We start from the raw sequence: 25,716 nt of genomic DNA on the forward strand, positions 1-25,716 counted from the left end.
AAATATCCTCTCTTCTGCCGTTACCGGAATTTGGCGATCTCCGCCTTCAGATAGTCGATGGTGTCGGAGATCATCTGGTGGTTCTCTCCCGCGGGGATGCGGTCATACAGGGTGTCGGCATATTCCAGCACCATGTCCACATTGATCTTCTTGTCCATCCGGCGGATGAATTTGTGATAGTTGTTGAAGTAGATGTCCCGCAGGGTCTTCTCCGGCAGGTCCAGGCCAACGCAGTTCTCCTCGAAGGCGGTGAAGGGCTCGTCGGTCTCCATCACCCGGCGCAGGCAGGTGACCGTCTCCCGCCAGTGGTCGGAGAAGGTGTCCGTGCCGAAGAGGATCTTGTGGGAATACGCAGAGAAGAAGTTGCGCCAGTACTCCCGGTCCTTGGCGAAGTTCTCAAACATTTCCCAGCCGGGGGTGATGTCAAAGAACAGGTTGGGATAGCGGTCCAGCATCTCGCAGCACAGCCCCGGCTGGTCGGAGATGAAGAAGAAGTGGGGGATGCACAGGTTCAGATTCGGGTGCTTGCGCAGGAAGCCGAAGGTCTCCTCGTCGATCTCGAACTTGTGGGGGAAGGTGCCGTCGCCGTAGAAGAAGTTCTTCTCCACCGCCCACTGGGGCAGCCGGTCCCGGTACCAGAACTCGATGGGGTCGTTGATGTGGTACAGGATGGGGAACTGGGTCCGCTGGGCGTAGTCGAACATCTTGTCGTAGTTGGGGGCGTCCAGCCGCAGGTTCTGCCGCCGGCGCACGCCGGGCTTGCCGTCCAGCATCTTGATGCCGTCAAAGCCCGCCTGGTCGAACCACTGGATCTGCCGCAGCAGATCATCCGCGTCCGGCACCACGTCCCCGTCGTAGTGGAAGGAGCCGAACGCCTGGCAGCGGCCGCCCTCCTTCAGCTTCACCAGGGCGCACAGCAGATTCTGGGTCAGGGCGAAGGGACTGTCGATGACCGTGCAGGCCAGGAACGTCCAGTTGGTGTATCCGCACTCGTCCACCATTGCAATACATTCGTCGATATCCTTGGGATCGAACAGGTGGATGTGGACATCGTTGATGGGGTACCGGTAAAACATGCGCTCACTTCCCTTTCTTTTTTTGGCAGTCTGTCTCAGCCCTTGATGCCGCTGTGGGCGATGCCCTCCACAAACTGCCGCTGGAAAATCACAAACAGTACGATCAGCGGCAGCACGGCGATGACGCCGCCGGCCATGACCTGCTCATAATAGGTGGTATGCTCGCCGATCAGCATGGCAAGGCCCGCCGCCAGCGTCATCTTGTCCGCCTGGGAGTTGTTGATCAGGGGCCACATCAGGTCCTTCCAGGTGTTCAGCATGCCCAGGATGGCCAGCGTGGTCAGGCCCGGCTTCACCAGCGGCAGCAGCACGTTCCAGTAGGTACGGAAGTAGCTGCACCCGTCGATGCGGGCCGCCTCGTCCAACTCTCTTGGCAGCGTGGAGAAGAACTGCCGCATCAGGAACACGCCGAAGATGTTGAACAGTCCCGGCAGCACCAGGCCCACCAGGGTATTGGTCAGGCCCAGGTTCACCATCAGCTTGAAGCGGGGGATGATGAAGATCTGGCCGGGCACCATCATCAGCGCCAGCATCCCCATGAAGAGGACGTTCTTGCCCGGGAAATTCAGCCGGTCAAAGGCATAGGCGCAGATGGTGACGATCAGGATCTGGCCCACGATCATCATGATCGTCACCAGAATGGTGTTCAGATACAGCTGTGGGAAATTCAGCTTGTCGGAGACGATGCTGTAATTCACCCACTGTGGGATCTCCGGCAGGAACTTCATGGGGATCTGGATGGTCTCCTCATACGTCTTGATGGATGTGAGGAACATCCAGACAAAGGGGCCGAAGGCCAGGAACGACGCAAAGATCAGCACCACATGGGTGGTGAAGCGCGAGAGCCTGCTCTCGTCGTTCAGGCGGTCTCTTTTCTGTTTCATACGGCTGCCTCCCTCGCTCACTCGCCGGATCTGACCCAGTATTTCTTACCGATCATCTGGATGATGGTGATCACCATGATGATGGCAGCCAGCACCACAGAGATGGCAGCGCCATATCCCCGCATGCTGCTCTTGTTGAAGGCGCACTCGTAGAAGTACGTCACCAGACTCATGCTGTAGGTGTACGACAGCGTCTGCCGGTCCACCATCAGATAGATGAAGTCGAAGATCTGCAGGATGCCGATGGTCACCATGATGACGGAGAAGAAGATCATGGGTGTCAGCATGGGCAGGGTGATCTTGAAGAACACCTGGCGGCTGCTGGCGCCGTCCAGCCGGGCGGCCTCGTAATAGGAGCTGTCGACCCCCTGCATGGCCGCCAGCATGATGATGACGTAATAGCTGACCATGGACCAGACCACCACCAGGATGATGGCCCATCGGACGTACTTCACATCGCCCAGCCAGGAGATCCTGGGAAGGCCCAGCTTCTCCAGGATCCAGTTGAAGATGCCGTACTGATAGTTGAGGATCCACCGCCACAGGATGCCGATGGCCGCCGGGATGGTGACCGCCGGGATGAACAGCAGCGTCCGGTAGATCGTGCGGCCACGGATCTTCTTGTTGATCTGATGGGCCAGGAAGATGGAGAAGATGATGACCAGTGGCACGCCCACCACGGCATAAAACGCGGTGTTCCGCAGTGCCAGCCAGAAGGTGTCGTCCGTCAGCAGGTCCTGATAGTTCTTCAGGCCGATGAAGGTCCCCTCTCCGAAGGTCCCCATCCTCCGAAAGCTGTAGAGGATATTTTGAATGAAGGGAATGACGCTGAACAGCAGCAGTCCCGCAAACATGGGCAGGATGAAGATGTACGCAGTGCGCATCTCCGCGCGTCTGAGCCTGCTGAAATGCCGTGCCTGATTTTTCATGGGCGTTCCTCCTGTTTTCCCCGTATCGCCTCTTGGGAGGCCCTGGGCGCAAAACCGCGTTCCGGACCGAAGCGCGCTTTTGGGCCCATGGACTCCCCCCTGCCCGCGGCGGCCCTGGGGGGGCCGCCGCGGAACGGAAGGTCACGTTTTCTCTGGGTCGTCCCGGTCTCTGCCGGACTCAGCCAAAGACCTCGTCCAGGATGGCCTGCGCCTCTGCGGCGCCCTCATCCATGGCCTCATCCACGGTCTTCACCTGGCCGAGAGCCTCCTGCATGGCGTCGTCCACGATGGTGGTCCAGTCAAAGTTGCCGTTGGAGGGATAGGCGAAGCCGGTGGCGGAGGCGTCCATGAACGCCTGGGCGTTGATGTTCTGGAAGTTCTCCACATACCCTGCCTGCGCGGACAGGTAGGCGGGGATATCAATGCCCTCTTCCGCCTCGTGGGCCATGGCCTCCTCACCGGTGATGTACTTCATGAACTCCCAGGCAGCTTCCTTGTTCTCGCAGTTGGCGGACATGACATAGCCCAGGCCGCCCATGTTGGTCTTGTTGTCCACAGCCATGGAGGGCATCTGGATCAGCTGGACCTTGCCGTCTGCCGCCAGAGAGCTGTCCTCCAGCACGCTGGACTTCCAGGAGCCGATGAAGACGATGGCCGCCTGGCCGGAGATGAAGAGGTCGGTGCCCTTGGTCTCCGTCAGCACGGAGTAGGGGGCCATCTGCTCATTGTTCATCAGGTCCACCACCTGCTGGATGGCGTCCTTGGACTCCGGCAGGGCGATGCCGCAGGTCTTGCCGTCCTCGCTGAGATAGTTGCCGCCGTTCTGATACAGGAAGTTCATCCAGGACGGCTGGGCATCCAGCTCCATGACGATGGGATACTCACTGCCGCCGGCAGCGGCGATGGCATCCCGCAGCTGGGAGGCGATGTCCCGCATGTCATCCCAGGTCCAGCCCTCCTGAGGCAGCTCCACACCGTAGCGGTCGAACAGCTCGGTGTTCAGCGCCACCACCACAGCGTCCAGCCCCTTGGGCAGGGCGTACTGCTGGCCGTCCACATTGTAGGCGTCCACACGGCCCTCGGCATAGACGCTCATATCAAAGCTCTCGCCCTCGATATAGCTGTCCAGGGGCTCCAGCACGCCGGCGTCCACGTATTTCTGGACGTAGGTGTTCATCCAGAACACATCCGGGGCCTCGTTGGTCTCCAGAGAGGCGTCCAGCTTGGTCCAGTAGGTGTCCCAGGGGATCTGCTCGATGGTGACTTCGATCTCGCCCTCGTGGGCGGCGTTGAAGGCGTCCACGTTCTCCTGGATCACCGGCAGCTGGGCCTCGTCCCACAGGGACAGCGTCAGGCTGACGGGACCGTCGGAGCTCTCTCCGCCGCCACCGCCGCAGCCGGTGAGAGCCGTGGCGGAGAGGACCAGCGTCAGGGCCAGGAGCAATGCTGTAATCTTCTTTTTCATACCGATTCTCCTTTTGTTGTTTCGTTTCCTAAAACACCCCGTTCCGGGGGATCAAACAGGTTTTGGCACCGGATCGCCGACCCGGCGGCAGCTCTGCCGCTCCACGATGGAATGCGGCAGCAGGATCTCCGCATGGAGGGCCTGGGACGGCTGGCTGAACAGCTCCAGTGACCGCTGTACAAAGGCATCAATGGGCTGATGGACCGTCGTCAGCGCCGGGCGGACCCGGGTGGCGATGGTCAGGTCGTCATAACCCAGGACCGAGACATCCTCCGGCACACGTAGCCCCGCGTCATACAGGGCCGCCATGGCTCCCACCGCCAGCTCATCGCTGAAGGCGAAGACCGCTGTGAACCGCTTTTTCTCTTTCAGAGCCGCCGCCATGGCCTGATAGCCGTCCTCAAAGGTGACACCGCCCCGGAGCACCAGAGACTCCGGGACTTCCAGCCTCCGCTCCTCCATGGCCCGGCGGCTGCCGGTGATCCGCTGGAATCCGGCGCCGATCTTCTGCTCATCGTCCGAGAGGAACAGGATCTCCCGATGGCCCAGGTCCAGCAGATAGCTGGTGCCCTCATAGGCAGCGGCGATGTCATTCACGTGGACCCGATCGGACTGGTGGTCCAGGGCAACGCCGCCGCACATCACCGTCCGCAGGCCGCATCCCTGTAAATACTGAAGGATGCCGCTGTCGATCTCCTCTTCAAAATAGATGACGCCCACCGGGTGCATCCGGCAGACGAAATTCCGTACGGTCTCCGGCGTCTGCGGATCGTACCGCAGCACCAGGAAGGTGTACTCGCTCTCAGCTCCCTGTTCCAGCAGCTCCGCCAGGGTGCGGCCGTAGAAGTCGAACCGCAGGTGGGTCAGCAGGATCAGGATCACCCGCCTGCGCGGCCTGCGGGCCGAGGGACTCCCGCCCAGTGCATACAGGGCGCTCTCCACCTTGCCGGCGATCTCGGAACTCACCTCTTCCGAGCCGTTGATATAACGGGAGACCGATGCCGGTGAGACGCCGGCCTCCTCCGCGATTTTTCGGACGGTGATCTTCATAGGAGCCTTCCTTCGTTTTGTTTCAGAAACAATATCATCGTATTTTTCTTGATCATACAAGCTTTGTCTCTTTTGCCACCTTTTGTCGTGAAAGATTATAACTTCCTTTTCAAAACCTGTCAATATCATGAATTTAACAGCTTTCTTTCAGATATTTTCAGAATTATTTCTGAAACATTTCTGCATTCTTTCCGCTTTGCGCCATTTTCTCAAAAAATTGGTTCCATGCTCCGAAAAATTTTACGCAAATTTTATCTGTGCAGTTTTTTCGGTATTTCACAAAAAATTCCGCAAGTTTTGACTCTCTCTTGACATTTATCCCCCTTTCTGCAATACTTGCAGTTAATGAAGTCATTCTGATGGGACATGTCCCGGACGGAGGAAACAATGTGAAACAGATCACGCTCAGCCAGCCGGACCACCTGCGGCTCTTCCGCTCCATCGTGCGGTTCTCCATTCCTCTGATGCTCACCGGCCTGCTGCAGCTGGCATACAACACGGCAGACTCCGTGGTGGTGGGGCGCTATGCCGGCAGCACCTCTCTGGCTGCGGTGGGAGCCACCACCTCCATCGTGTTTCTGCTGGTGACGCTGTTCAACGGCGTGTCCATCGGCGCCAACTATCTCACCGCCCGGTACTACGGAGCCGGGGACCGGGAGGCCATCTCCCAGACGGTCCACTGCGCCGCTGTCCTCAGTGTGATCCTGGGGCTTCTGGCAGGCGTCGTGGGGTTCTTTTTCTCCACCCCGCTGCTGGAGCTGGCCGGGGCGCCGGCGGACGTGCTGCCCCTCTCCTCCCTCTATCTGAAGATCTATTTTCTGGGCATCCCCGCCATGGTGGTCTACAACTTCGGCAGCGCCATCCTGCGGGCGGTGGGGGACACGCTGTACCCCCTGGTCTTCATGATCGTCTCCGGCGCGCTGAACGTGGGGCTGAACCTGCTGTTCGTCATCGTCTTTCAGTTGGACGTGGCAGGCGTGGCCATCGCCACCGCCGTCTCTCAGCTGCTCTCCGCCGTGCTGGTCGCCATTCGGCTGTGCACCATCGATTCCATCTGCCGGCTGGACCTGCGGAAGGTCCGCTTTTATCCCGACAAGGCCCTGCTGATGCTGAAGATCGGCCTCTCTGCCGGTATCCAGGGCATCATCTTCTCCATTGCCAACGTGATGATCCAGTCTGCTGTGAACTCCTTCGGCTCCGCCGTCATCGCCGGCAACTCCGCCGCCTCCGGACTGGAGAATTTCATCCATACCGCCCAGAACACCTTCTACCAGGCGGCCATCACCTTCACCAGCCAGAGCCTGGGGGCCAAGCGGCCCCGGCAGGCGGTCCGGGTCTTCTGGATCTGCATGGGGCTGACGGTGGGCCTGGGCCTGGTGCTGTGTGTGCTGCTGCGGCTTTTTCAGACCCAGCTGCTGGGCATCTACATCAAGCCCACGGATGACGCCTATGAGGCCGTGATGGCCGCCGGCGTGGTCCGGGTGCTGGCCATCAGCCAGTTCCAGTGGGTGGGCGGCATGATGGAGACCGCCTGCGGCTCCATCCGGGGCCTGGGCAAGACCATCAATCCCACCGTCACCACGCTGATCGGCGCCTGCGGGCTGCGGATCGTCTGGCTGTACACCATCTTCAAAGCCGTGGGCACCATCGAGAGCCTGTACTGGTCCTATCCCGTTTCCTGGGTGCTGACCCTGGCCATCCACATCGTCTTCCTGCTGATCTACAAGCGCCAGCTGGAAGCCCCGCAGAAAGGAGAAAACGCCTGTGCGCCGTCTGTTTGATCCGGACTCCCCTGTGATGTCCGCCCTGTCCAGCCTGATGGACTTCTTCGTCCTCAGCCTTCTTACCCTGATGTGCTCTCTGCCGGTGATCACCGCCGGAGCCGCCTGGTGCGCCCTGTACGGCTCCATGGCGGACATGGCTGCCGGAGCCTCTGTGCATCTGCAGGGATACTTCGCCCACTTCCGCCGGCTCTTCAAGCCGGCCACGAAATGCTGGGTGCTCATCCTGGCTCTGGCGTATCTGTTTTTCCTGGACTTCCAGGCCATCGGCAGTCTGCCCTCCTCCATCCGGATCTTCTTTTGGGGCGGCGTGCTCTTTCTGGTGTTCTGCCTGCTGATGGCTGCGGCCTTCTTGCCGCCGCTGATCAACGCCAACCCGTCTCTTCCCTTCCTGCAGCTGTGGAAGACAGCCCTGGTCCAGGGCATCGGGCGGCTGCCCCGGTCTCTGGCGATCCTGGCGGCCCTGGCCATCCCCGCCGTGGTGCTGTTCTTCTCCAACCGGTGGTTCTGGCTGCTGATCTTCGTGTGGTCCTTCCTGTGGCCGGCAGCAGTCGGGTTCCTGTGGGCCCGGCTCACTGTCCGGCTGTTCCAGCCCTGGCGGTTCGACCAGGGGGACTGACGACAGTTTGATTTGAAATCACAAGACCCGCGGCCGGCGCCGGAATGGCGCTGGCCGCAGGTCTCTTCTTTTGTTCACTTCTCTGCCGGTCCGGCGGACAGCGTTTCCGCCCGCTGCCCCCGGACCGCCGCCAGCAGAGCCTGCCGCTCATTGGGGAGGTCCCCGTCCATCACGGCGTCCAGCAGGGCCCGCAGGGCCTGTCCCACAGCGGGACCGGAGAGCCCAAGCGCCAGCAGGTCCCGTCCCGTCACCCCCAGCTGTCCCAGGGACACGCAGGCGCCCTCCGCCAGCAGCTGATCCAGGATGGCCTCTGCCTTGTCGATCTCCCCCTGCATAAAGCGATAATCCGGCGCCTGAGCCAGGTTGTCCGCCCGTTTGACCGCCAGCAGCCGCCGCAGATCCTGCTCCCCCAGCGCCGCCAGGGCATGGGCCACACCGGGCCTGGTCCGGGGGATGTTTTTGTCGTGCCAGGCCACCAGCCGTATCACCGTCTCTCTTGTGGCACTGTCCGCCCGGAGACGGCTGAGCATCTCCCCCGCCAGCCGGGCGCTCTCCGCCGGGTGGCCGTAAAAATGGCCCTGGCCCTTCTCATCTGCCGTAAAGCAGTTTGGCTTTCCGATATCATGGAGCAGCAGGGTCAGCCGCAATTCCGTCTCCGGCCTCACCGCCGCCAGGGCGTGGAGGGTGTGCTCCCACACGTCATAGCAGTGGTGGCGATTCCGCTGGTCAAATCCCACCATAGGCAGGACCTCCGGCCAGAAGACGCCGATGACGTCGGGATACGCCCGCAGGACCTCCGCCGCCCGGTCTCCCGTCACCAGCTTTTTCAGCTCCGTCCAGATGCGCTCCGGGGCGATGTCCCCCAGCAGCGCCCGGTTCCGGTGAATGGCCGCCGCCGTATCCGGGTCAACGGCAAGCCCCAGCTGGGCGGTGAACCGGAGGCCCCGGAGGATGCGCAGGGCGTCCTCGTCGAACCGGCGGTCCGGGTCCCCCACGCACCGGAGGATGCCCGCCGCCAGGTCCGCCCGGCCTCCCAGGGGGTCGTGCAGATCCCCCGCCAGATCCATTGCCATGGCGTTGACGGTGAAGTCCCGGCGCCGCAGATCCTCCTCCAGGGAGTCGGTGAATTCCACGGACTCCGGCCGCCGGTGGTCCCGGTAGGTCCCGTCCCGCCGGAGGGTGGTGACCTCCACGCCGCCGGCCGCCGTCCTGACGGTGACGGTGCCGTGGCGGAGGCCGGTGGGCACCGCCCGGTCTCCAAACAGGGCCATGATCTCCTCCGGCCGGGCGGCGGTGGTCACGTCCCAGTCCTCCGGTGGCCGGCCCAGCAGGGCGTCCCGGACACAGCCGCCCACGCACCAGGCGCGATGGCCCGCCGTCTCCAGTATCTCCAGAATTTCCCGTACCGGGGCGGGGATGTCCACCATGGTCTCGCCTCCTCTCATCTCGGATGGTCCGCTCACTCCGGCAGGAGCTTCTCCAGCGGCTTTCCCTTGGCCAACTGATCGATCAGCTTGTCCAGCACCCGGATCTGCCGCATCAGCGGGTCCTGGATGGCCTCGATCCGGCAGCCGCAGATGGTGCCGGTGATCTGCTGCCAGGCGGGGTTCAGCCGGGGAGCCTCCCGGAAGAAGGTCCCGTAGTCCACATCCCGCTCCAGCTGCGCCGCAAGGCCCGCACTGTCATATCCGGTGAGCCAGCGGATCACAGCGTCCGTCTCCTGCTGCGTGCGGCCCTTGCGCTCCGCCTTGGCGACCAGCAGCGGATAGAGCTTTGTCAGCTTCATGGCATATACAGCCTGTTCGTTCATACCGCATCTCCCTTTCCGTGATTCGGATGATACCACACCGGACGGACAGACTCAAGTCTTCCCGCCGTTCGCATCCGGCGAAAAACTGGGGCTTTCCATACGGTGCCCCGCCGTGCCGCGCAGGCTGAATCTCTTTTCTTAATATCCTACCGCATTCAGGGGTCCGCTGCAAGCCGCGCTTTTGCAAGATCCGGGAAGCATCCTGCTCCCGCGCGTTTTTTCGACGGCCCCGGATTTCTCCGGTTGCATTTTCCCCTCTTCCATACTATAATGAAATATTTGGTAAGAAGTGCCCCATTTTCGGGCATCCTATTTTCTGATCTGACCTGATTTCAGCGGCGGCCCGGCCGCCGGTAAGGAGTCTTTTCCATGATGAACAATCCCCATCCCATCCGCGACTATATCGTCCCCGGCAGGCGGGCCCACCTGGTGGGCATCGGCGGCGTGTCCATGTGCCCCCTGGCGGAGGTGCTGCGGGGCATGGGCCTGCAGGTCCAGGGCTCCGACATGACGGAGAGCGACACGGTCCGCCATCTCCGGTCCCTGGGCATCCCCGTGGCCATCGGCCACAACGCCGAGAACCTGGGGGACTGCGATCTGGTGATCCGCACCGCCGCCGTCCATGACAGCAACCCGGAGATCGCCGGGGCCGTTGCCCGGGGCATCCCCGTGTACGAGCGGGCCCAGGCCTGGGGCGCCATCATGCAGCGGTACCCCAACGCCCTGTGCGTGTCCGGCACCCACGGCAAAACCACCACCACCTCCATGTGCACCCACATCTTCATGGCGGCGGAGGCGGACCCCACGGTGATGATCGGCGGCACGCTGCCCCTGCTCCACGCCGGCTACCGGGTGGGCCAGGGGGATACCATCATCCTGGAGTCCTGTGAGTACTGCAACAGCTTTTTGAGCTTCTTCCCCACGGTGGCGGTGATTTTGAACGTGGAGGAGGACCATCTGGACTTCTTCAAGGACCTGCGGGATATTCAGCACTCCTTCCGGCAATTCGCGGAGCTGGTGCCGGAGGCGGGCTCCGTCATCGTCAACGCCGACAACGCCAGCGCCATGGAAGCGGTGGCGGGCATCGCCCACCCCGTCTTCACCTTCGGCCTGGACCATCCCGCCGACTGCACCGCCGCCAACTTGCAGGAGGTGGACGGCAGGCCGGTATTCGACGTGATGGTCCGCGGCGAGAAATACGCCCATGTGGAGCTCCACGTCTACGGCCACCACAACGTGCTCAACGCCCTGGCGGCGGCCTCCGCCGCCTACGTGCTGGGCCTGCCGGGCCACGCTGTGGAAGAGGGGCTGGCCTCCTTTACCGGCGCCGGCCGCCGGTTCGAGCACAAGGGCACCTACCACGGGGCGGAAGTGTACGACGACTACGCCCACCACCCCGACGAGCTCCACGCCCTGTTCACCACCGCCAGGGAGATGGGCTACCAGCGGCTGGTGGTGGCCTTCCAGCCCCACACCTACTCCCGCACCGCCAAGCTGTTCGACCGATTCGTGGAGGAGCTGAAGATCCCGGACGTGGCCATCCTGGCGGAGATCTTCGCCGCCCGGGAGCAGAACACCCTGGGCATCTCCTCGGCGGACCTGTGCCGGAATGTCCCGGGCGCCGTGTACTGCTCCACCTTGGACAAGGTAGCTGACCAGCTGCGGCAGGTGGCCCGGCCCGGGGACCTGATCCTCACTGTGGGCGCCGGAGACATCTACCGGGCCGGTGAAAAGCTGCTGGCAGGGGTGTGAGCCATGGAGATCTCAGAGATCCGCACCGCCGCCCCCGCGGAGGGCCGCGCCGCCGTGGAGCTGGAGACCTTCGCCCTGCTGGACCGGCTGCGCATCCCCTATGCCTGGGTGGCCCATGAGACCGCCGACACCATCGCCGACTGTGATGTGGTCAGCGAGGCGCTGGGCATCTCCATCTGCAAGAACCTGTTCCTCTGCAACCGGCAGAAGACAGAATTCTATCTGCTGACCATGCCCGGCAACAAGCCCTTCCAGACCAAGGTCCTCAGCCATCAGCTGGGCACCACCCGTCTCTCCTTCGCTCCGCCGGAGCTGATGGAGTCCATGCTCCGCTGCACCCCCGGCTCTGCCAGCGTACTGGGCCTGGCCTATGACACGGCGCAACGGGTCCGGCTGGTGATGGACCGGGAGGTCCATGACGCGGAGTGGTTCGGCTGCCACCCCTGCAAGAACGACGCCAGCCTCCGCCTGCGGACGGAGGACCTGCTGCGCGTCTTTCTCCCCCACACCGGCCACGATGTGACGGTAGTGGACCTGTAACGGCATCCATGGAAAAACGAGGACCGGACCGGTCCTCGTTTTCTGTTTTCCCTCAGTGGGAAGAGGTCAGCTTGATGCCGATGATGCCCGTCAGCAGCAGCACGGTGAAAAACATCCGGGCGGCGGTCACCGGCTCCTTGAACACCAGGATGCCCACCGCCACGGAGCCCACGGCGCCGATGCCGGTCCAGACGGCGTAGGCAGTGCCCAGAGGCAGCGTCTTCATGGCCTGGCTCAGCAGATAGAAGCTGGCCAGCATCCCCGCAATGGTCACCACGGACCACCCCAGCTTCGTGAAGCCCTCCGACAGCTTCAGGAACGAGGACCAGACCACCTCCAGAAGTCCCGCGCACGCCAGAAATACCCATGCCATACAACTCAGTCCTCCTCAGACAGCAAAAAATAAAAGGCGCCCGCGCCCCGCATCTCCAATGGCCTACGGATGCAGGGGCAAACGCCTTTTGTCCGCCCGGCGGCGGACCCATATCGATGTTCTATTTTACAGATTTCCCGGAAAATGTCAAGCCCTTTCCACCACGGAGCGGTAAAACCGCTCCCGGTCCTCCCGGACCATCCGCAGCTCCCCGGCGGAGAGCATCCAGCGGATGCGCTCCACCAGCCAAATATCGCCGATGCCGGGCTTCTCCCAGCCCAGGACGTCGCCGATGATGAGGGCGATCTTTGTCTGGCCCTCCGGGATGTGCTTACGGATCAGGCCGTCGTAAAAGTCCGCGCCTACACTGCGGACCCGGCCATTCACCACCGCCCGGAGGGGGGCATTCTCCTGCTGCAGCTCCCGCCAGCGACTGGCCATGACCCCCAGGATCAGCGGCGGCACCGGCTCCTCCCGGGAGAGGAAATGGCCGAACAGCTCCGGCTCCACCTCACCCCAGCCCTGGTAGGAGACCACGGCCTTTCCTTCTTCCCGCCAGCGGGGCAGGGGCACCACAGAGACGGCGGCGCCGGTCTTTTCCAGGATGCTGGCGGCGTGGAGCAGGCCGCAGGCGCTGGATGGCGTGTGGTCCACCCAGATGCGGACGGCATCGCCGGTGCCGCAGGCCCGCAGACGGTCCGCGCTCTCCAGTGTCTCCTGCCAGTCCTGGTCCGCGGCTTCGTCGTTCCCGTCGTACCACCGGCGCAGCAGCTCCCGGCGGGCCTCCCCCAGGGGCTCCCGGATATCCTCCATGTCCAGTCCCAGGGACAGTCCCAGCACATCCGCGGCCGTTCCTCCCAGGGGGATGGCCTCCCGGTCCAGGGCCTCCCGCTTCTGTTGGGCCTGTTTTTGCGCCTGCCGGATCTCCTTCCTGGTGGCCGGGCGGCCGTCATCGCAGCCCACGATCACGCCGATGATCTTCCGGCCCCCGCCGCCGCAGTGCTGGGCGCATCGCAACCCGCCCCGAGCCGACTGACTGAAGCACAGTTCCAGCATCTCTGTTCCCTCCTGTTGCTGCCCCCGACACATCACAGCCCGCACCACTCCGGCCACGGGCCCGGGATGCTGGCAAAGAAGAGGGCATTGTCCCGCTTTTCATATTGGGTCAGCGTGTTGTCTCCGGCGTCGAACAGCAGGATGCCGCCGTCGACCCGCAGCAGGCTGTATCCGCCGCCGTCGCTGGCCTGCAGGGTATAATACCCGTCCCCCTGCTCCCGGCAGGTCCCCTCGTCCAGCACGCCCGTCTCCTGGGTATAGCGGCAGAAATGGCCCTCTCCGTCCAGCAGCAGATAGATCGCTCCATACATCGGCCCCACCTGATAGGTGCCGCGAAGATCCAGGGGCACCTCCTCCCGCTGCTTCTGGAGCAGGGCGATGTTCAGCGTCAGCGAGGCCGTCAGCCCCAAGGCCAGTACCAGCAGCAGGGTTTTCTGGGAAAAGATCCGCTTCATTTTGCGTCCTCCTTCCACGGGGCCCAGGACACGGTCCCGGGCCGGGCCTGTCTCTGGCTCCAGCATATCGGCTTCCGCCCGCTTTGTCAAGGGCTCCGCAAAAAAGCGGCGGACCGTCCGGTCCGCCGCCTCTTTCGGGGGATTTACTTCTTGCTCAGCGCCTCGTCGATGGCACGGGCGGCGGTCTTGCCGGCGCCCATGGCCAGGATGACGGTGGCAGCGCCGGTGACGGCGTCGCCGCCGGCATAGACGTGCTCGCGGGAAGTGAGGCCGTCCTCGTTCACCACGATGCCGCCCTTCTTGTTGATCTCCAGGCCCTCGGTGGTGGACTTGATCAGGGGGTTGGGGCTGGTGCCCAGGGCCATGATGACGCAGTCCACGTCCACATCGAACTCGCTGCCGGGGACCTCGATGGGACGGCGGCGGCCGGAGGCGTCGGGCTCGCCCAGCTCCATCCGGATGCAGCGGATGCCCTTCACGTCGTCGTTCTCATCGGCCAGCACCTCCACCGGGTTGCAGAGGGTCTTGAAGATGATGCCCTCCTCCTCGGCGTGCTCCACTTCCTCACGCCGGGCGGGCAGCTCCTCCATGCCCCGGCGGTAGACGATGTAGACCTCGGCGCCCAGGCGCTTGGCGCACCGGGCAGCGTCCATGGCCACATTGCCGCCGCCCACCACGGCCACCTTCTTGGGGTGGATCAGGGGGGTGTCGGAGTCCGGCAGATAGGCCTTCATCAGGTTGATGCGGGTCAGAAACTCGTTGGCGGACAGCACGCCCTTGTAGTTGACGCCGGGAATGTTCATGAACATGGGCAGGCCGGCGCCGGAGCCGATGAACACGGCCTCAAAGCCCATGTCGTCCATCAGCTCGTCCACAGTGATGGTGCGGCCCACCACGGTGTCGGTCATGATCTTCACGCCGAAGTGCTCCAGCCGGGCCACCTCCTTGGCCACGATGGCCTTGGGCAGACGGAACTCCGGGATGCCGTACACCAGCACGCCGCCCACCTGGTGCAGCGCCTCGAACACGGTGACGTCGTACCCCTTCCGGGCCAGGTCGCCGGCGCAGGTCAGGCCGGCGGGGCCGGAGCCCACCACAGCCACCTTGTGGCCGTTGCGCTCCGGCACGGCGGGAGCGCCGCCCTGATGGCCGTGGGCGTTGTGGTAGTCCGCCACGAACCGCTCCAGACGGCCGATGCCCACGCTCTCGCCCTTGATGCCCCGGATGCACTGGCCCTCGCACTGGTTCTCCTGGGGGCAGACCCGGCCGCAGATGGCGGGCAGGCTGTTGGTGGAGGTGATGACGCCGTAGGCCTCGTCAAACTTGCCCTCCGCCACCTTGGAGATGAACTCGGGGATATGTACGTTCACGGGGCAGCCGTTCACACACTTGGGGTTCTTGCAGTTCAGGCACCGCTTGGCCTCGTCGATGGCCATTTCCTCGGTGTAGCCCAGGGCCACCTCGTCAAAGTTCTTGTTCCGAACGTTGGGATCCTGGGAGGGCATGGGATTCTTTTTCAAAGACATATTGGCCATGGTCACTGGGCCTCCTTCTTGAACAGGTTGCAGGTCTCCTCATACTTGTGCTTCTCGAACTCCTGATACATCTGGTTGCGCTTCACCGCCAGATCCCAGTCCACCTTGTGGCCGTCGAAGTCCGGGCCGTCCACACAGGCGAACTTCATCTCGCCGCCCACGCTCAGCCGGCAGCCGCCGCACATGCCGGTGCCGTCGATCATGATGGGGCTCATGGACACGGTGGTGGGGATGCCGTAGGGCTCCGTGGTCTTGGAGACGAACTTCATCATCACCATGGGGCCGATGGCGAACACCTCGTCATACTGGTTGCCGGCCTCGATCAGCTCCTTCAGGGCGTCGGTGACCAGGCCCTTCTGGCCGTAGGAACCGTCGTCGGTGCAGACCTTCAGCACGCTGCTGGCGGCGCGGAACTGATCCTCCAGGATCACCAGGTCCTTGTTCTTGAAGCCGATGACGGCATGGACCTCGGCGCCGCAGTCGTGGAACTTCTTCAGCACGGGATAGGCGATGGCGCAGCCCACGCCGCCGCCCACCACGCAGACCTTCTTCTTGCCCTCGGTCTCGGTGGCCTTGCCCAGGGGACCCACAAAGTCCTGCAGGCAGTCGCCCTCGTTCAGGTGGCTCAGCTTCTCCGTGGTGGCGCCAACCGTCTGGACGATGATGGTGACGGTGCCCTTCTCCGGGTCAAAATCATTGATCGTAATAGGGATCCGCTCGCCGTTCTCATCCACCCGCAGGATGATGAACTGGCCCGGCTGGGCCTTTTTGGCCACCAGGGGTGCCTCGATCTCATAGAGCGTGACGGTGGGACGGAGGGCCTCTTTTCTCACAATGCGATACATAGTCTTCCTTCTTTCCCGAATGATCGAAATTTATAGTCTTCCGGCGATGTATCCTTCAACGCGACACATTGTTTATACTTTAACACATAGCCAGAACGCCGTCAATCTGTTTTTCGCATGGATCTGCAAAAGAAATCGCAAACTCCCGGGATGCTCTTCCCTCACGTACAAAGGGTGATGCGTCTGCCCTCAGACCGGAGGACGCCTTCCTCCTTCATCCGCTTCATCTCCCGCATCATGGCGCTGCGGTCCGTGGCGATGTAGTCCGCCAGCACGCTCAGGGAGAAGGGCAGCTGGAAGGTGTCGCTGCCCGCCTTCTCCGCCAGCTGGTGGAAGTAGCACAGCAGCTTCTCCCGGATGGACCGGCGGGACAGCACGTCCACCCGCTCGGAGAGGGCCTGGGCCTTGTCGGAGATCAGCCGCAGCATGTTCTGCACCAGCAGGCTGTGGTGGGTGCAGGCATGCTCGCACCGCTTCAGGATGTGGGGGTAGTCGATGAACACCACATCGCAGGCCGCCCGGCAGACCACCTCCAAACTGTCCCGGGCAGAGGTAGAAAAGGCCAGGCTCCGGCCGAACACACCGCCGGGCCCCAGCTCCTCCAGCACAGTGGCCACGCCCTCCTGGTCGATGCGGATCAGGGCGGCCTCTCCGCGCTCCACCACGCCCACGGAATTGCCGCCGGGACCGGAGAAATCATAGATCACATCGTCGGGGCGGTAGCTCCTCTGCACCGCCTGAAAACAGTTCAGCATCCGCTGATAGTCCTCATACCGGATGTCCTGAAACAGAGGACTCTTTGTCAGTTCCTGCCGGGTCAGCATGACAGCCTCTCCTTTCTGTTGCATATATCACATTTCTTATCATACCAGTCTCCTGCACAAATGTAAAGCCAAATCTCTGGCAGATTTCATAAATTATTCATCAAATTGGGCGGTATTCCCTGTATAATTTATTCAGACAGCCGGAACGGCTCAATACGGGCGGCCCCCGCCCTTAGAAATGAGGCAGCAACGTGAACATAGCTTATTTTCTGCTCCCGAAGCACTCTGTCGCATATCTCTATGACGACTGCACCTTCCGCCAGGGACTGGAAAAGATGCGGCACCACGGCTACACCGCCATCCCGGTCATCAGCCGGGAGGGAACATACATCGGCACGGTCAGTGAGGGGGACTTTCTCTGGCGCCTGCTCTCCAAGGACTGTGAAGACCTGTCGGCCTATTCCATGAAGGACATGGAAAAGCTGCGGGTCCGGGACATCCTCCGGGGCAACAACTATCCTCCCGTCCGCATCACTGTCAGCATGGAGGCGCTTCTGCAAAGCGCCATGAACCAGAACTTCATCCCCGTGGTAGACGATCTGGGCAACTTCACCGGCATCGTCACCCGCAAGGACATCATCCGCTATTTTGCGGAGCGCAAGGACGCGGCGGAGCCGCAGCCTCTGCGGAAGATCGTATAAGCCAGCCGGAGGACGGCGGAGCGCAGCTCCGCCGTCTCTTTTGCAGAGCCGGGCATGCCCGTCCGGCCGGCTTTGACAGGAAAACGGGCGAAACTGTACAGCGGATCTGGTGGCATCTCTGCGCCCATTCCGGTATCATGGTCTTCATCCAAACAGAAACGGAGGAATCCATCTTGATGCGTTTAGGTACCAGCCTTTATCACGCCCGGAGGAAAAAGGGTCTGTCTCAGGAAGCTGTGGCGGAAAAACTGGGCGTCAGCAGACAGACCATCTCCAAGTGGGAGACGGATGAGACCCTGCCGGACATCCGGCAGGCGAAAAAGCTGTCCGTGCTCTATGGACTCACCCTGGATGAACTCATCTCGTTCGACCTGGACACCCGGGCCCTGCAGGAAATGATCGACACCACCAGCGATGCCGTGACAAAAAATGTGGATTGGACCAGGGTGTGGGGGAAAAAATATCCGATCCTGACCACTTATCAGACAGAGGTGGCGGTGGACGTCTATGCCGCCGCACTGGACGGGCTGCTGGGGCAGCTGCAGCGGGATTACGGCTATGACCGGCTGAACGCCCTCCTCGTACTGAAGGACATCCTGTCCAAGGTCTGGAAGGACGGTGCGCCGGCGCCGTCTCAAGAGGCGCCCTGAAATACCAGGCCCTGCGGAAGCAGGGCATCCGGCAGGCGGCGGGATCCCGGATCCCGCCGCCTGTCATCTCTCCATCATCTCATCCAGCGCATACTTCCGCACCGGCCCCGGCGGGCCGCCGCCCTTTGTGGACACACCGGCCACATAGCCGGGGAACGTGTCCAGAAAGTAGAACTGCTCGCCGGGCTGGAGGGGCGTCTCAGCGTCCAGCATGGTCCCCACGCCGGTGCCGCTGCGCTTGGTCCGGGCCTCCCGCCGGACCCAGCTCTGGAAAAAGGCCCGCTCCGTGCCCACGTCCGCCAGGCGGCGCATGGTCCGCTGGCTCACCGGACGGATATGCTCGATGTCCACTCCCACCGGCCGGTCCGACAGGCCCACCAGCACCGCGCCGGCGGTGTGGCTCAGATTGAAGTGGACGTCCGGGTGCTCCGGGAAATAGGGCTTGCCGAAGGAGCTGAGGCGGATCTCCGGCAGCTCCCGCCAGCGGTACTGCTCCCACAGGGCGTGGCGCAGGATCAGATAGGCGCACAGGGGCTCCCGGCGCTTCTCCGGCTGCTTGATCCGCAGCAGGCGCTCCCGCCGCGCCTCCGGCAGCAGGCGCAGCATGGCTGCCGTCTCCCGCTCTGTCAGCGGCCGCTCCAGCCGGGCCGCCCACAGCTCGATGGACATACCGCACCTCCCCCTTCGACACTTTTCTACCATTTTACGCACAAGACTGCCGTCTGTAAACCCGCTGCGCAAAAACTTTTTTAAAAAATCCGGAAAAAAAAGAGGAAATCCAAACAGAACGGGGTATATCTAAAATGTCCCGTTTTAGAACTGTGCCGCTCCCACGGTATGGCCGGCGGAAAAGGCGGCAAAACTGATGGAAAGGATGAGACCTTGTCATGCCCTTCCCCCAGAGCTTTCTGGACGAGCTGGTGGCCCGCAGCGACATCGTGGATGTGGTGGGCAGCTATGTGCAGCTCACCCGGAAGGGTTCGAACCTCTTCGGTCTGTGCCCCTTCCACAGTGAGAAGACCGGCTCCTTTTCCGTCTCCCCGGACAAGCAGATCTACTACTGCTTCGGCTGCAAGCGTGGGGGCGGCGTCATCAATTTCATCATGGAGGAAGAGAACCTCTCCTTCCCCGACGCGGTGCGGTTCCTGGCCAAGCGGGCCGGGATGGAGGTGCCGGAGGAGGACGGCGACCGGGAGGCGGGCCGGAGGCGGCAGCGCCTGCTGGACCTGAACCGGGACGCAGCCCGGTTTTATTATCAGATGCTTCAGCAGCCGGAGGGCCGGGCCGTGCAGGAATATCTGGACCGACGGAAGATCCGCAAAGCCACGGCGGTCAACTTCGGCCTGGGGGCGTCCCTGGATTCCTGGGACGCGCTGATCCTGGCCATGACGAAAAAGGGCTACACCAAGTCGGAGCTGCTGGATGCCGGCCTGGCGGTGCAGAACCGGAACGGCGGTCTCTACGACAAGTTCCGCAACCGGCTCATGTTCCCCGTCATCGACGTGCGGGGGGACGTGGTGGCCTTCGGCGGCCGGGTGCTGGACAAGTCGGAGCCCAAGTACATGAACTCTCAGGAGACGCCGGTATACTCCAAGCGGCGGGTGCTGTACGGGCTGAATCTGGCCAAGAAGTCCAAGCGGCCCAACATCATCCTCTGTGAGGGGAACATCGACGTGGTGACCCTCCACCAGGCGGGATTCGACAACGCGGTGGCCTCCATGGGCACGGCGCTGACGGTGGAGCAGACCCGGCTCCTCAGCCGGTTCACCAAGGAGCTGGTGCTGTGCTACGACAACGACAACGCCGGCAAGATCGCCACGGACCGGGCGCTGGAGATCCTGAACAACTCGGAGTTCTCCGTGAAGGTCCTTCAGCTGCCCCGGCGGCGGACGGAGGACGGAGAATTGGTGAAGCAGGACGCCGACGACTTCATCAAGTTCCAGGGCAAGGATGCCTTTGAAGCGCTGCTGAGCGGCAGTGAGAACGGCATCGAGTTCCGCATGGCCCAGGTGGCGGGAAAGTATGATCTCACCAATGACGAGGCCCGGGTGGCCTACTGCGGGGAGATCAGCGGCCTTCTGGCCGCGCTGGACAACCCGGTGGAGCGGGAGATCTACACCACCCGGGCGGCGGAGACCGCCAAGATCACCCCGGAGGCCATGAAGCTGGAGGTCCAGCGGGCCTTCCGGCGGCGCGCCGGCCGGGAGCGGCGGCAGGAGCTGCGGCGGGATCTGAACCCGGCGGCCCAGCTGCAGCCCAGGGAGCGGGAGCTGCGGTACGACAACATCCGCTCCGCCCGGGCGGAGGAGGGCATTTTGAGGCTGCTGATCCGGGACGAGAGCCTGTTCCCGGCGGAGCCGCCTTTGAAAGAGGAGCAGTTCTCCTCTTCCCTGCTGGGACGGGCCTTTGCCCTGCTGTGGCAGGCCAGGGCCCAGGGGCGCACACCGTCCCTGTCCCCGCTGGCCGGGGAGTTCACCCGGGAGGAGATGGACCATCTCACCGGCATCTGCCAGCAGCCGGAGTCCCTGTCCAACGGGCGGCAGGCGCTGGCGGATTACATACGCATCGTACAGACGGAGGCCGAAAAGCGGCTGGGCGGCGGCGAAGCCGATCCCCTGCTGGCGGCCACAGAAAAATACAAAGACAAAAAGGGTACTGGAGGAAAGCAGCATGGCAAATGAGTATGAGATGAGCCCCAAGGAGCTCAAGAGACAGGCGGACGCCATTCTGGCGGCCGCTGACGCGGCGGAACGAGACGAGGCCGCGAAGGGGGAGCCGGCTGCCAGGTCTGCCAGAAAGTCCTCCCGGAAGAAAGCGGAGGATCCCGTGCAGGATCAGCCCCGTCTGCTGACAGATGAAGAGGCCAAGAAGGCCGGCATCCTGCGGCTGGACGACAAACAGGTGGCGGCGCTGCCCGCCGCCAGCTGGCTGATGGGCAACGAGAAGCTGCGGGAACTGCTGGCCCGCGGCAAGAAAAAGGGAAAGCTGGACTCCTCGGAGCTGATGGACACCGTGGACGATCTGAATCTGGAGAGCGACCAGATGGACCAGCTCTACGACTCCCTGGAGGCACTGAACATCGACATCAGCGCCGATGACGCGCTGCTGTCGGACCTGCCGGATGACGAGCCCGCCGCCGAGGAGATCGCCGAGGTGGAGGAAGAGGAGCTGGTGGACCCCAACACCCTGGTGAACAGCTTCTCCATCGACGATCCGGTGCGGATGTATCTGAAGGAGATCGGCAAGGTCCCCCTGCTGTCCCCGGATGAGGAGATCGATCTGGCCCAGGCCATGGGCGCCGGCAACGCGGCAGACCAGAAGCTGGCGGAGATCGAGCAGCTCCGGAAGGAGGGGCAGGACATCCCCTACACCCAGGAGGAGATCGACGGCTGGAAGGCTGACCACGCCCGTGGCGAGACCGCCAAGCAGAAGCTGGCAGAGGCCAACCTCCGTCTGGTGGTGTCCATCGCCAAGCGGTACGTGGGCCGGGGCATGCTGTTCCTGGATCTGATTCAGGAGGGCAACCTGGGCCTCATCAAGGCGGTGGAAAAGTTCGACTACACCAAGGGCTACAAGTTCTCCACCTACGCCACGTGGTGGATCCGGCAGGCCATCACCCGGGCCATCGCCGACCAGGCCCGCACCATCCGCATCCCCGTCCACATGGTGGAGACCATCAACAAGGTGATCCGGGTCAGCCGGCAGCTGCTGCAGGAGCTGGGCCACGATCCCTCTCCCAATGAGATCAGCGCCGAGATGGGCATGCCGGTGGAGAAGGTCCGGGAGATCCTGAAGATCGCCCAGGAGCCGGTCTCCCTGGAGACGCCCATCGGCGAGGAGGAGGACTCCCACCTGGGGGACTTCATCCCCGACGAGGGCGCCAGCGAGCCCAGCGAGGCCGCGTCCTTTACCCTGCTGAAGGAGCAGCTGATGGACGTGCTGTCCACCCTGACCCCCCGGGAGGAGAAGGTGCTGAAGCTCCGCTTCGGCATCGAGGACGGCCGGACCCGCACCCTGGAGGAAGTGGGCAAGGAGTTCAACGTCACCCGGGAGCGCATCCGCCAGATCGAGGCCAAGGCCCTCAGAAAACTGCGCCACCCCAGCCGCAGCAAGAAGCTGAAGGACTTTTTGAACTGATGCAGGTGCACTAGCTTTCAAGTTCCACGGCGCAGTTTTGGGGCCCCCGCGCAGTCTGCTGCGTGGGGAGAGCCGGAGCGGCGGAAGGAGCGAGCTTTCGCCACGGGCGGAAGCGAGGGATCTGGAGTGGGCGACGGCGACGAGCCACCCCAGCCGTTCCAAGAAGCTGAAGGATTTCCTCAACTGAATCAAACGCAGACAGGCGCTGTCCCGGGCGGGACAGCGCCTGTTGTCTTTCTGTCTCTGTCACGATGGAAAGTCCCGGATCACCGCCAGGAAGTCCCGGCCGTACCGCTCCGCCTTGGCGGCACCCACGCCGCTGACCGCCCGCAGCTCCGCCATGGTCCCGGGGCGGGAGATGGCCATCTCCCGCAGCGTCTTGTCGGAGAACACCACGTAGGCGGGCACGCCCTGCCGCCGGGCCATCTGTGCCCGCAGGGCCCGGAGACGGCCGAACAGCTCCGCCGCATCCCCCTCCAGCTCTCCGGCCGCCGCCCGGCGGGCCGGGGCGGACCGGTCCTCCCGCAGCGTCTTCATCTGGAGCGCCGACTCCCCGTACATCACGTCCTCCGCCCGCTCCGTCAGCCGCAGCACCGGGTACTGCCCCGGGCTCAGCTCCAGCACCCCCTGGTCCAGCAGGAAGCGGATGCGCTCCTGGACCTCCTTCGCCGTCAGGTGGCCCAGGGCACCGTAGGTGTCCTCCCGGTCCATGCGGTACTTCCGCACCCGCTCCGTGTCCGCGCCGCAGAGGGTCTCCGCGATGACGCCGGCGCCGAAGTGCTGCCCCGTTTTGGCGATGCAGGCCACAATGGCCTTGGCGTCCCGGCTGACATCCACCTCCTGGAAGTTGTGGAGGCAGTTGTAGCAGGCATTGCAGGTATCCGGCGCGCGCTCGCCGAAATACTCCAGGATGTACTGCCGCAGGCACCGGCGGGTCCGGCAGTAGCCGGTCATCTGCCGCAGGCGGGCAAGGTCCCGCTGCCGCAGCTCCTCCGCCGTCCGGGGGTCCAGGTCCTCCCGGGGCTCGCTGTGGGTGATGAGGTACTCCCCGGTCCGCACGTCCTGACCGCTGTACAGCAGGATGCAGCTGGAGGGCGCCCCGTCCCGGCCGGCCCGGCCCGCCTCCTGGTAGTAGCTCTCCATGTCCTTGGGCATGTTGTAGTGGACCACGTACCGGACGTCGGACTTGTCGATGCCCATGCCGAAGGCGTTGGTGGCCACCATCACCTGCACCCGGTCGTAGAGGAAGTCCTCCTGGTTCCTCTGCCGCTCCTCCGGGTCCAGCCCGGCGTGGTACCGGGCGGTGGCCACCCCCCGCTGGCGGAGGAAATCGCACACCTCCTCCACCGTCTTCCGGGTGGAGCAGTAGACGATGCCGCACTTGCCGGGGCGGCTCTTCACCGCTTCCAGCAATGCCGCCCGCTTGTCCGAGGGCTGCCGGACCTCGAAGTACAGATTTTCCCGGTCAAAGCCGGTGGTCAGCTCCAGCGGGCCCCGCAGGTCCAGCAGGCGGCGGATGTCCGCCTTCACGTCCGGCGTGGCGGTGGCGGTGAAGGCCCCCACCGGGGGCCGGCGGGGCAGGCCCTCCGCAAAGGCGGGGATGTTCAGGTAGGAGGGGCGGAAGTCCTGGCCCCACTGGGAGATGCAGTGGGCCTCGTCCACCGCCACCAGGGAGATGTCCGCCTCCCGGACGAAGGACTGGAACCCCTCGGTCTCCAGCCGCTCCGGGGCCACGTAGATGATCTTGTACCGCCCCTCCCTGGCCCGGTCCAGCGCCAGGAGATACTGGCGGAAGGTCAGGGAGCTGTTCAAAAACGCCGCCGGGATGCCCATCTGCACCAGCTGCGTCACCTGGTCCCGCATCAGCGACACCAGGGGCGACACCACCAGGGTGATCCCAGGCAGCAGCAGCGCCGGGATCTGGTAGCAGATGGACTTCCCCGCCCCGGTGGGCATGATGGCCAGGGCGTCCCGGCCGGAGAGCAGCGCGTCGATGACCGCCTCCTGCCCGCCCCGGAACGCGTCGTAGCCGTAATAGGTTTTCAGGGCCTCTTCCTTGGTCATGGTTTCCTTCCCTCCGGGGCCTGTCCGCCCCCGTGTTGACGCTCAGCATTGTAGCACATCTGTTCGCATAAGGCAAGGCCCCGGCATTCGTCCGCCGGGGCCTGCTCTCTCATATCTTATCTTACCCCAGCCAGCTGAGGAGCCTTCCAGCCTCCAGGGCTGCCAGGGTCCGGACGCCGTCGAAGTCCACATAGGGGTTGTAGACCGCCTCCAGCTTGTCATGGCTGGCCTTGGCGTCCTTCAGGGCCGCCACGCCCTCCTCCCGCAGCAGGGCCGCCATCCGGGTCTGGAATCGCAGGCGGGCCTTGCCCTCCGGCTCTGCCATGGCATCCAGCCGCACCCGGCGGAAGGGCTTCTGCCCGTACTCCATGCCGGACCGGGAGGTGACGAAGGCCAGCCCCAGGCCGGGGATCAGCAGGTGCTCGATCCGGTCCGGCTGCTCCGGCGCACAGCAAATGATGGTATTCCAGCCGCTGTCCGCCGCTGCCCGGTGGAGCCGGGCGAGCATCTCCCCCGCCAGCTCCCAGCTGTCCGCCAGCTCGTAAACCTTGGGGCACAGGGCGTCCACGCTGTCGAACCGCCAGATGTACCCCTTGTGGGTGATGCTGCCCAGGAAGCGGCGGGTAGTCCTTCCCTCCTCGCCGCCCCGGCGGCGCAGCTCCCGGGTGATGATGCCCGCCGTCCGGCGGTCCGCCCGCTCCCGGTCGAAGGTCTTCCGCACCGCCGCCACCGCGTCCAGCTCTACCTGCCGTGCGGCCTTCAGGTTGTGGTAGGCCCGGGCGTAGGCGGCCTTGTAGGCGTGGGTGTGGGCCTTCACCTCCTCCGCCGCGGCCTTGGCTGCAGTGAGGTCATAAAACCGTCCCAGGTCCACATACCGGTCCACCGCCGCCGGATACTTGGGTTCGATGATGTGGGGCGCCGTGCCGTCCACCACGGCGCAGCGGAGCTCCGGCAGCACCACGCCGTCCAGGGAGTCCGGATCTCCGGAGCACCATAAGTACTCCACCGGCGTGCCTGCGTCCTCCATGGTGCGGCCGATCTCCCGCATGAAGGTGTTCTTGCCCACGCCGGGGCCGCCCTTCAGGACCATCAGGTCATAGGTGTCCTCCAGGTCCACGATCTCCGAAAACAGGTTCTGAAAGCCGTCGCCGCTGTTGGCGCCTGCGAAAAAATGGGTAACTTGAGCCATACGCTCCCCTCCAAGTGTCGTTCTTACTCTCAGGCTATGCA

The 25,716-nt window shown here is 63.6% G+C and carries 24 protein-coding genes; 8 read left to right on the forward strand and 16 right to left on the reverse strand.

The window, feature by feature from the left end:
• Positions 1-20 precede the first annotated feature (20 nt).
• The 5 genes from H9X91_RS00800 to H9X91_RS00820 form a co-directional block, all read right to left on the reverse strand.
• Positions 21-1,076 carry an amidohydrolase family protein gene (locus tag H9X91_RS00800; protein ID WP_204801529.1) on the reverse strand — a complete coding sequence of 352 codons (1,056 nt, stop codon included), beginning with the start codon at positions 1,074-1,076 and terminating at the stop codon, positions 21-23.
• Between the two features lie 35 nt (positions 1,077-1,111).
• The gene (locus H9X91_RS00805) at positions 1,112-1,960 is read right to left on the reverse strand and encodes a carbohydrate ABC transporter permease (RefSeq protein ID WP_204801531.1); all 849 of its coding nucleotides are present in this window, start codon (positions 1,958-1,960) and stop codon (positions 1,112-1,114) included.
• 17 nt (positions 1,961-1,977) lie between these two features.
• A complete protein-coding gene (locus H9X91_RS00810) occupies positions 1,978-2,889 on the reverse strand; it encodes a carbohydrate ABC transporter permease (protein ID WP_204801533.1) in 912 nt (303 codons plus the stop codon).
• 178 nt (positions 2,890-3,067) lie between these two features.
• Positions 3,068-4,354, reverse strand: coding sequence for an ABC transporter substrate-binding protein (locus H9X91_RS00815; RefSeq protein ID WP_204801535.1), 1,287 nt, complete (start codon positions 4,352-4,354; stop codon positions 3,068-3,070).
• 51 nt (positions 4,355-4,405) lie between these two features.
• On the reverse strand, positions 4,406-5,533 hold the full coding sequence (locus H9X91_RS00820; RefSeq protein WP_275552497.1) for a LacI family DNA-binding transcriptional regulator: 1,128 nt from the start codon (positions 5,531-5,533) through the stop codon (positions 4,406-4,408).
• Between the two features lie 260 nt (positions 5,534-5,793).
• Here H9X91_RS00820 and H9X91_RS00825 point away from each other — a divergent pair, with 260 nt between their 5' ends.
• A complete protein-coding gene (locus tag H9X91_RS00825) occupies positions 5,794-7,185 on the forward strand; it encodes an MATE family efflux transporter (protein ID WP_325192993.1) in 1,392 nt (463 codons plus the stop codon).
• Complete coding sequence (locus H9X91_RS00830) at positions 7,169-7,804, forward strand: DUF624 domain-containing protein (RefSeq protein ID WP_204801541.1); 636 nt, start codon at positions 7,169-7,171, stop codon at positions 7,802-7,804. The genes H9X91_RS00825 and H9X91_RS00830 overlap by 17 nt, the downstream gene beginning before the upstream one ends.
• 74 nt (positions 7,805-7,878) lie before the next feature.
• Here H9X91_RS00830 and H9X91_RS00835 read toward each other — a convergent pair whose 3' ends face one another.
• Together H9X91_RS00835 and H9X91_RS00840 are read right to left on the reverse strand one after the other, a co-directional pair.
• The gene (locus tag H9X91_RS00835) at positions 7,879-9,231 is read right to left on the reverse strand and encodes a CCA tRNA nucleotidyltransferase (RefSeq protein WP_204801543.1); all 1,353 of its coding nucleotides are present in this window, start codon (positions 9,229-9,231) and stop codon (positions 7,879-7,881) included.
• Between the two features lie 32 nt (positions 9,232-9,263).
• Positions 9,264-9,614 carry a DUF2200 domain-containing protein gene (locus H9X91_RS00840; protein WP_204801545.1) on the reverse strand — a complete coding sequence of 117 codons (351 nt, stop codon included), beginning with the start codon at positions 9,612-9,614 and terminating at the stop codon, positions 9,264-9,266.
• A gap of 369 nt (positions 9,615-9,983) precedes the next feature.
• Between H9X91_RS00840 and murC the strand changes: the two genes are divergently transcribed.
• Positions 9,984-11,366, forward strand: coding sequence for a UDP-N-acetylmuramate--L-alanine ligase (murC, locus tag H9X91_RS00845; protein ID WP_204801547.1), 1,383 nt, complete (start codon positions 9,984-9,986; stop codon positions 11,364-11,366).
• Positions 11,367-11,369: 3 nt separating this feature from the next.
• Positions 11,370-11,906: a prolyl-tRNA synthetase associated domain-containing protein gene (locus tag H9X91_RS00850; protein ID WP_204801549.1), complete on the forward strand. Its 537-nt coding sequence runs from the start codon at positions 11,370-11,372 to the stop codon at positions 11,904-11,906.
• 52 nt (positions 11,907-11,958) lie between these two features.
• On the opposite strand, the gene H9X91_RS00855 is transcribed toward H9X91_RS00850, so the two are convergent.
• From H9X91_RS00855 to H9X91_RS00880, 6 genes are all read right to left on the reverse strand, one after another.
• Positions 11,959-12,279 (reverse strand): DMT family transporter, encoded by a 321-nt coding sequence (locus H9X91_RS00855; RefSeq protein ID WP_204801551.1) that lies wholly within the window; start codon positions 12,277-12,279, stop codon positions 11,959-11,961.
• Positions 12,280-12,426: 147 nt separating this feature from the next.
• Positions 12,427-13,335 carry a DUF3658 domain-containing protein gene (locus H9X91_RS00860; RefSeq protein WP_204801553.1) on the reverse strand — a complete coding sequence of 303 codons (909 nt, stop codon included), beginning with the start codon at positions 13,333-13,335 and terminating at the stop codon, positions 12,427-12,429.
• Between the two features lie 32 nt (positions 13,336-13,367).
• A complete protein-coding gene (locus H9X91_RS00865; RefSeq protein WP_204801555.1) occupies positions 13,368-13,790 on the reverse strand; it encodes a hypothetical protein in 423 nt (140 codons plus the stop codon).
• Between the two features lie 143 nt (positions 13,791-13,933).
• Positions 13,934-15,325, reverse strand: coding sequence for an NADPH-dependent glutamate synthase (gltA, locus tag H9X91_RS00870; protein ID WP_204801558.1), 1,392 nt, complete (start codon positions 15,323-15,325; stop codon positions 13,934-13,936).
• 2 nt (positions 15,326-15,327) lie between these two features.
• Entirely contained in the window at positions 15,328-16,170 is an 843-nt protein-coding gene (locus tag H9X91_RS00875) for a sulfide/dihydroorotate dehydrogenase-like FAD/NAD-binding protein (protein ID WP_204801560.1), read from the reverse strand.
• Between the two features lie 161 nt (positions 16,171-16,331).
• Entirely contained in the window at positions 16,332-16,994 is a 663-nt protein-coding gene (locus tag H9X91_RS00880; RefSeq protein ID WP_204801562.1) for a Crp/Fnr family transcriptional regulator, read from the reverse strand.
• A gap of 191 nt (positions 16,995-17,185) precedes the next feature.
• On the opposite strand from H9X91_RS00880, the gene H9X91_RS00885 reads away from it, so the two are divergent.
• On the forward strand, positions 17,186-17,635 hold the full coding sequence (locus H9X91_RS00885) for a CBS domain-containing protein (protein ID WP_204801564.1): 450 nt from the start codon (positions 17,186-17,188) through the stop codon (positions 17,633-17,635).
• Between the two features lie 176 nt (positions 17,636-17,811).
• On the forward strand, positions 17,812-18,285 hold the full coding sequence (locus H9X91_RS00890; RefSeq protein ID WP_204802095.1) for a helix-turn-helix transcriptional regulator: 474 nt from the start codon (positions 17,812-17,814) through the stop codon (positions 18,283-18,285).
• Positions 18,286-18,348: 63 nt separating this feature from the next.
• On the opposite strand, the gene H9X91_RS00895 is transcribed toward H9X91_RS00890, so the two are convergent.
• Positions 18,349-18,954, reverse strand: a complete 606-nt coding sequence (locus tag H9X91_RS00895) for a 4'-phosphopantetheinyl transferase family protein (protein ID WP_204801566.1) — start codon at positions 18,952-18,954, stop codon at positions 18,349-18,351.
• Positions 18,955-19,172: 218 nt separating this feature from the next.
• Here H9X91_RS00895 and dnaG point away from each other — a divergent pair, with 218 nt between their 5' ends.
• Positions 19,173-20,966 carry a DNA primase gene (dnaG, locus tag H9X91_RS00900; protein ID WP_204801568.1) on the forward strand — a complete coding sequence of 598 codons (1,794 nt, stop codon included), beginning with the start codon at positions 19,173-19,175 and terminating at the stop codon, positions 20,964-20,966.
• Complete coding sequence (gene rpoD, locus H9X91_RS00905) at positions 20,956-22,422, forward strand: RNA polymerase sigma factor RpoD (RefSeq protein WP_204801570.1); 1,467 nt, start codon at positions 20,956-20,958, stop codon at positions 22,420-22,422. The genes dnaG and rpoD overlap by 11 nt, the downstream gene beginning before the upstream one ends.
• Positions 22,423-22,668: 246 nt before the next feature.
• Here the strand turns inward: rpoD and recQ are convergent, their stop codons facing one another.
• Together recQ and H9X91_RS00915 are read right to left on the reverse strand one after the other, a co-directional pair.
• On the reverse strand, positions 22,669-24,486 hold the full coding sequence (recQ, locus tag H9X91_RS00910; RefSeq protein WP_204801572.1) for a DNA helicase RecQ: 1,818 nt from the start codon (positions 24,484-24,486) through the stop codon (positions 22,669-22,671).
• A gap of 121 nt (positions 24,487-24,607) precedes the next feature.
• Positions 24,608-25,675 (reverse strand): hypothetical protein, encoded by a 1,068-nt coding sequence (locus H9X91_RS00915; RefSeq protein ID WP_204801575.1) that lies wholly within the window; start codon positions 25,673-25,675, stop codon positions 24,608-24,610.
• Positions 25,676-25,716: the final 41 nt, after the last annotated feature.

This window comes from Oscillibacter valericigenes, assembly GCF_016902445.1.
Classification (GTDB): Bacteria; Bacillota; Clostridia; order Oscillospirales; family Oscillospiraceae; genus Oscillibacter; species Oscillibacter avistercoris.

Coding starts and splice junctions, on each gene's coding strand:
- H9X91_RS00800 (WP_204801529.1), bottom strand. CDS start 1,076: ATGTTTTACCGGTACCCCATCAACGATGTCCACATCCACCTGTTCGAT.
- H9X91_RS00805 (WP_204801531.1), bottom strand. CDS start 1,960: ATGAAACAGAAAAGAGACCGCCTGAACGACGAGAGCAGGCTCTCGCGC.
- H9X91_RS00810 (WP_204801533.1), bottom strand. CDS start 2,889: ATGAAAAATCAGGCACGGCATTTCAGCAGGCTCAGACGCGCGGAGATG.
- H9X91_RS00815 (WP_204801535.1), bottom strand. CDS start 4,354: ATGAAAAAGAAGATTACAGCATTGCTCCTGGCCCTGACGCTGGTCCTC.
- H9X91_RS00820 (WP_275552497.1), bottom strand. CDS start 5,533: ATGATATTGACAGGTTTTGAAAAGGAAGTTATAATCTTTCACGACAAA.
- H9X91_RS00835 (WP_204801543.1), bottom strand. CDS start 9,231: ATGGTGGACATCCCCGCCCCGGTACGGGAAATTCTGGAGATACTGGAG.
- H9X91_RS00840 (WP_204801545.1), bottom strand. CDS start 9,614: ATGAACGAACAGGCTGTATATGCCATGAAGCTGACAAAGCTCTATCCG.
- murC (WP_204801547.1), top strand. CDS start 9,984: ATGATGAACAATCCCCATCCCATCCGCGACTATATCGTCCCCGGCAGG.
- H9X91_RS00850 (WP_204801549.1), top strand. CDS start 11,370: ATGGAGATCTCAGAGATCCGCACCGCCGCCCCCGCGGAGGGCCGCGCC.
- H9X91_RS00855 (WP_204801551.1), bottom strand. CDS start 12,279: ATGGCATGGGTATTTCTGGCGTGCGCGGGACTTCTGGAGGTGGTCTGG.
- H9X91_RS00860 (WP_204801553.1), bottom strand. CDS start 13,335: ATGCTGGAACTGTGCTTCAGTCAGTCGGCTCGGGGCGGGTTGCGATGC.
- H9X91_RS00865 (WP_204801555.1), bottom strand. CDS start 13,790: ATGAAGCGGATCTTTTCCCAGAAAACCCTGCTGCTGGTACTGGCCTTG.
- gltA (WP_204801558.1), bottom strand. CDS start 15,325: ATGGCCAATATGTCTTTGAAAAAGAATCCCATGCCCTCCCAGGATCCC.
- H9X91_RS00875 (WP_204801560.1), bottom strand. CDS start 16,170: ATGTATCGCATTGTGAGAAAAGAGGCCCTCCGTCCCACCGTCACGCTC.
- H9X91_RS00880 (WP_204801562.1), bottom strand. CDS start 16,994: ATGCTGACCCGGCAGGAACTGACAAAGAGTCCTCTGTTTCAGGACATC.
- H9X91_RS00890 (WP_204802095.1), top strand. CDS start 17,812: ATGCGTTTAGGTACCAGCCTTTATCACGCCCGGAGGAAAAAGGGTCTG.
- H9X91_RS00895 (WP_204801566.1), bottom strand. CDS start 18,954: ATGTCCATCGAGCTGTGGGCGGCCCGGCTGGAGCGGCCGCTGACAGAG.
- dnaG (WP_204801568.1), top strand. CDS start 19,173: ATGCCCTTCCCCCAGAGCTTTCTGGACGAGCTGGTGGCCCGCAGCGAC.
- rpoD (WP_204801570.1), top strand. CDS start 20,956: ATGGCAAATGAGTATGAGATGAGCCCCAAGGAGCTCAAGAGACAGGCG.
- recQ (WP_204801572.1), bottom strand. CDS start 24,486: ATGACCAAGGAAGAGGCCCTGAAAACCTATTACGGCTACGACGCGTTC.
- H9X91_RS00915 (WP_204801575.1), bottom strand. CDS start 25,675: ATGGCTCAAGTTACCCATTTTTTCGCAGGCGCCAACAGCGGCGACGGC.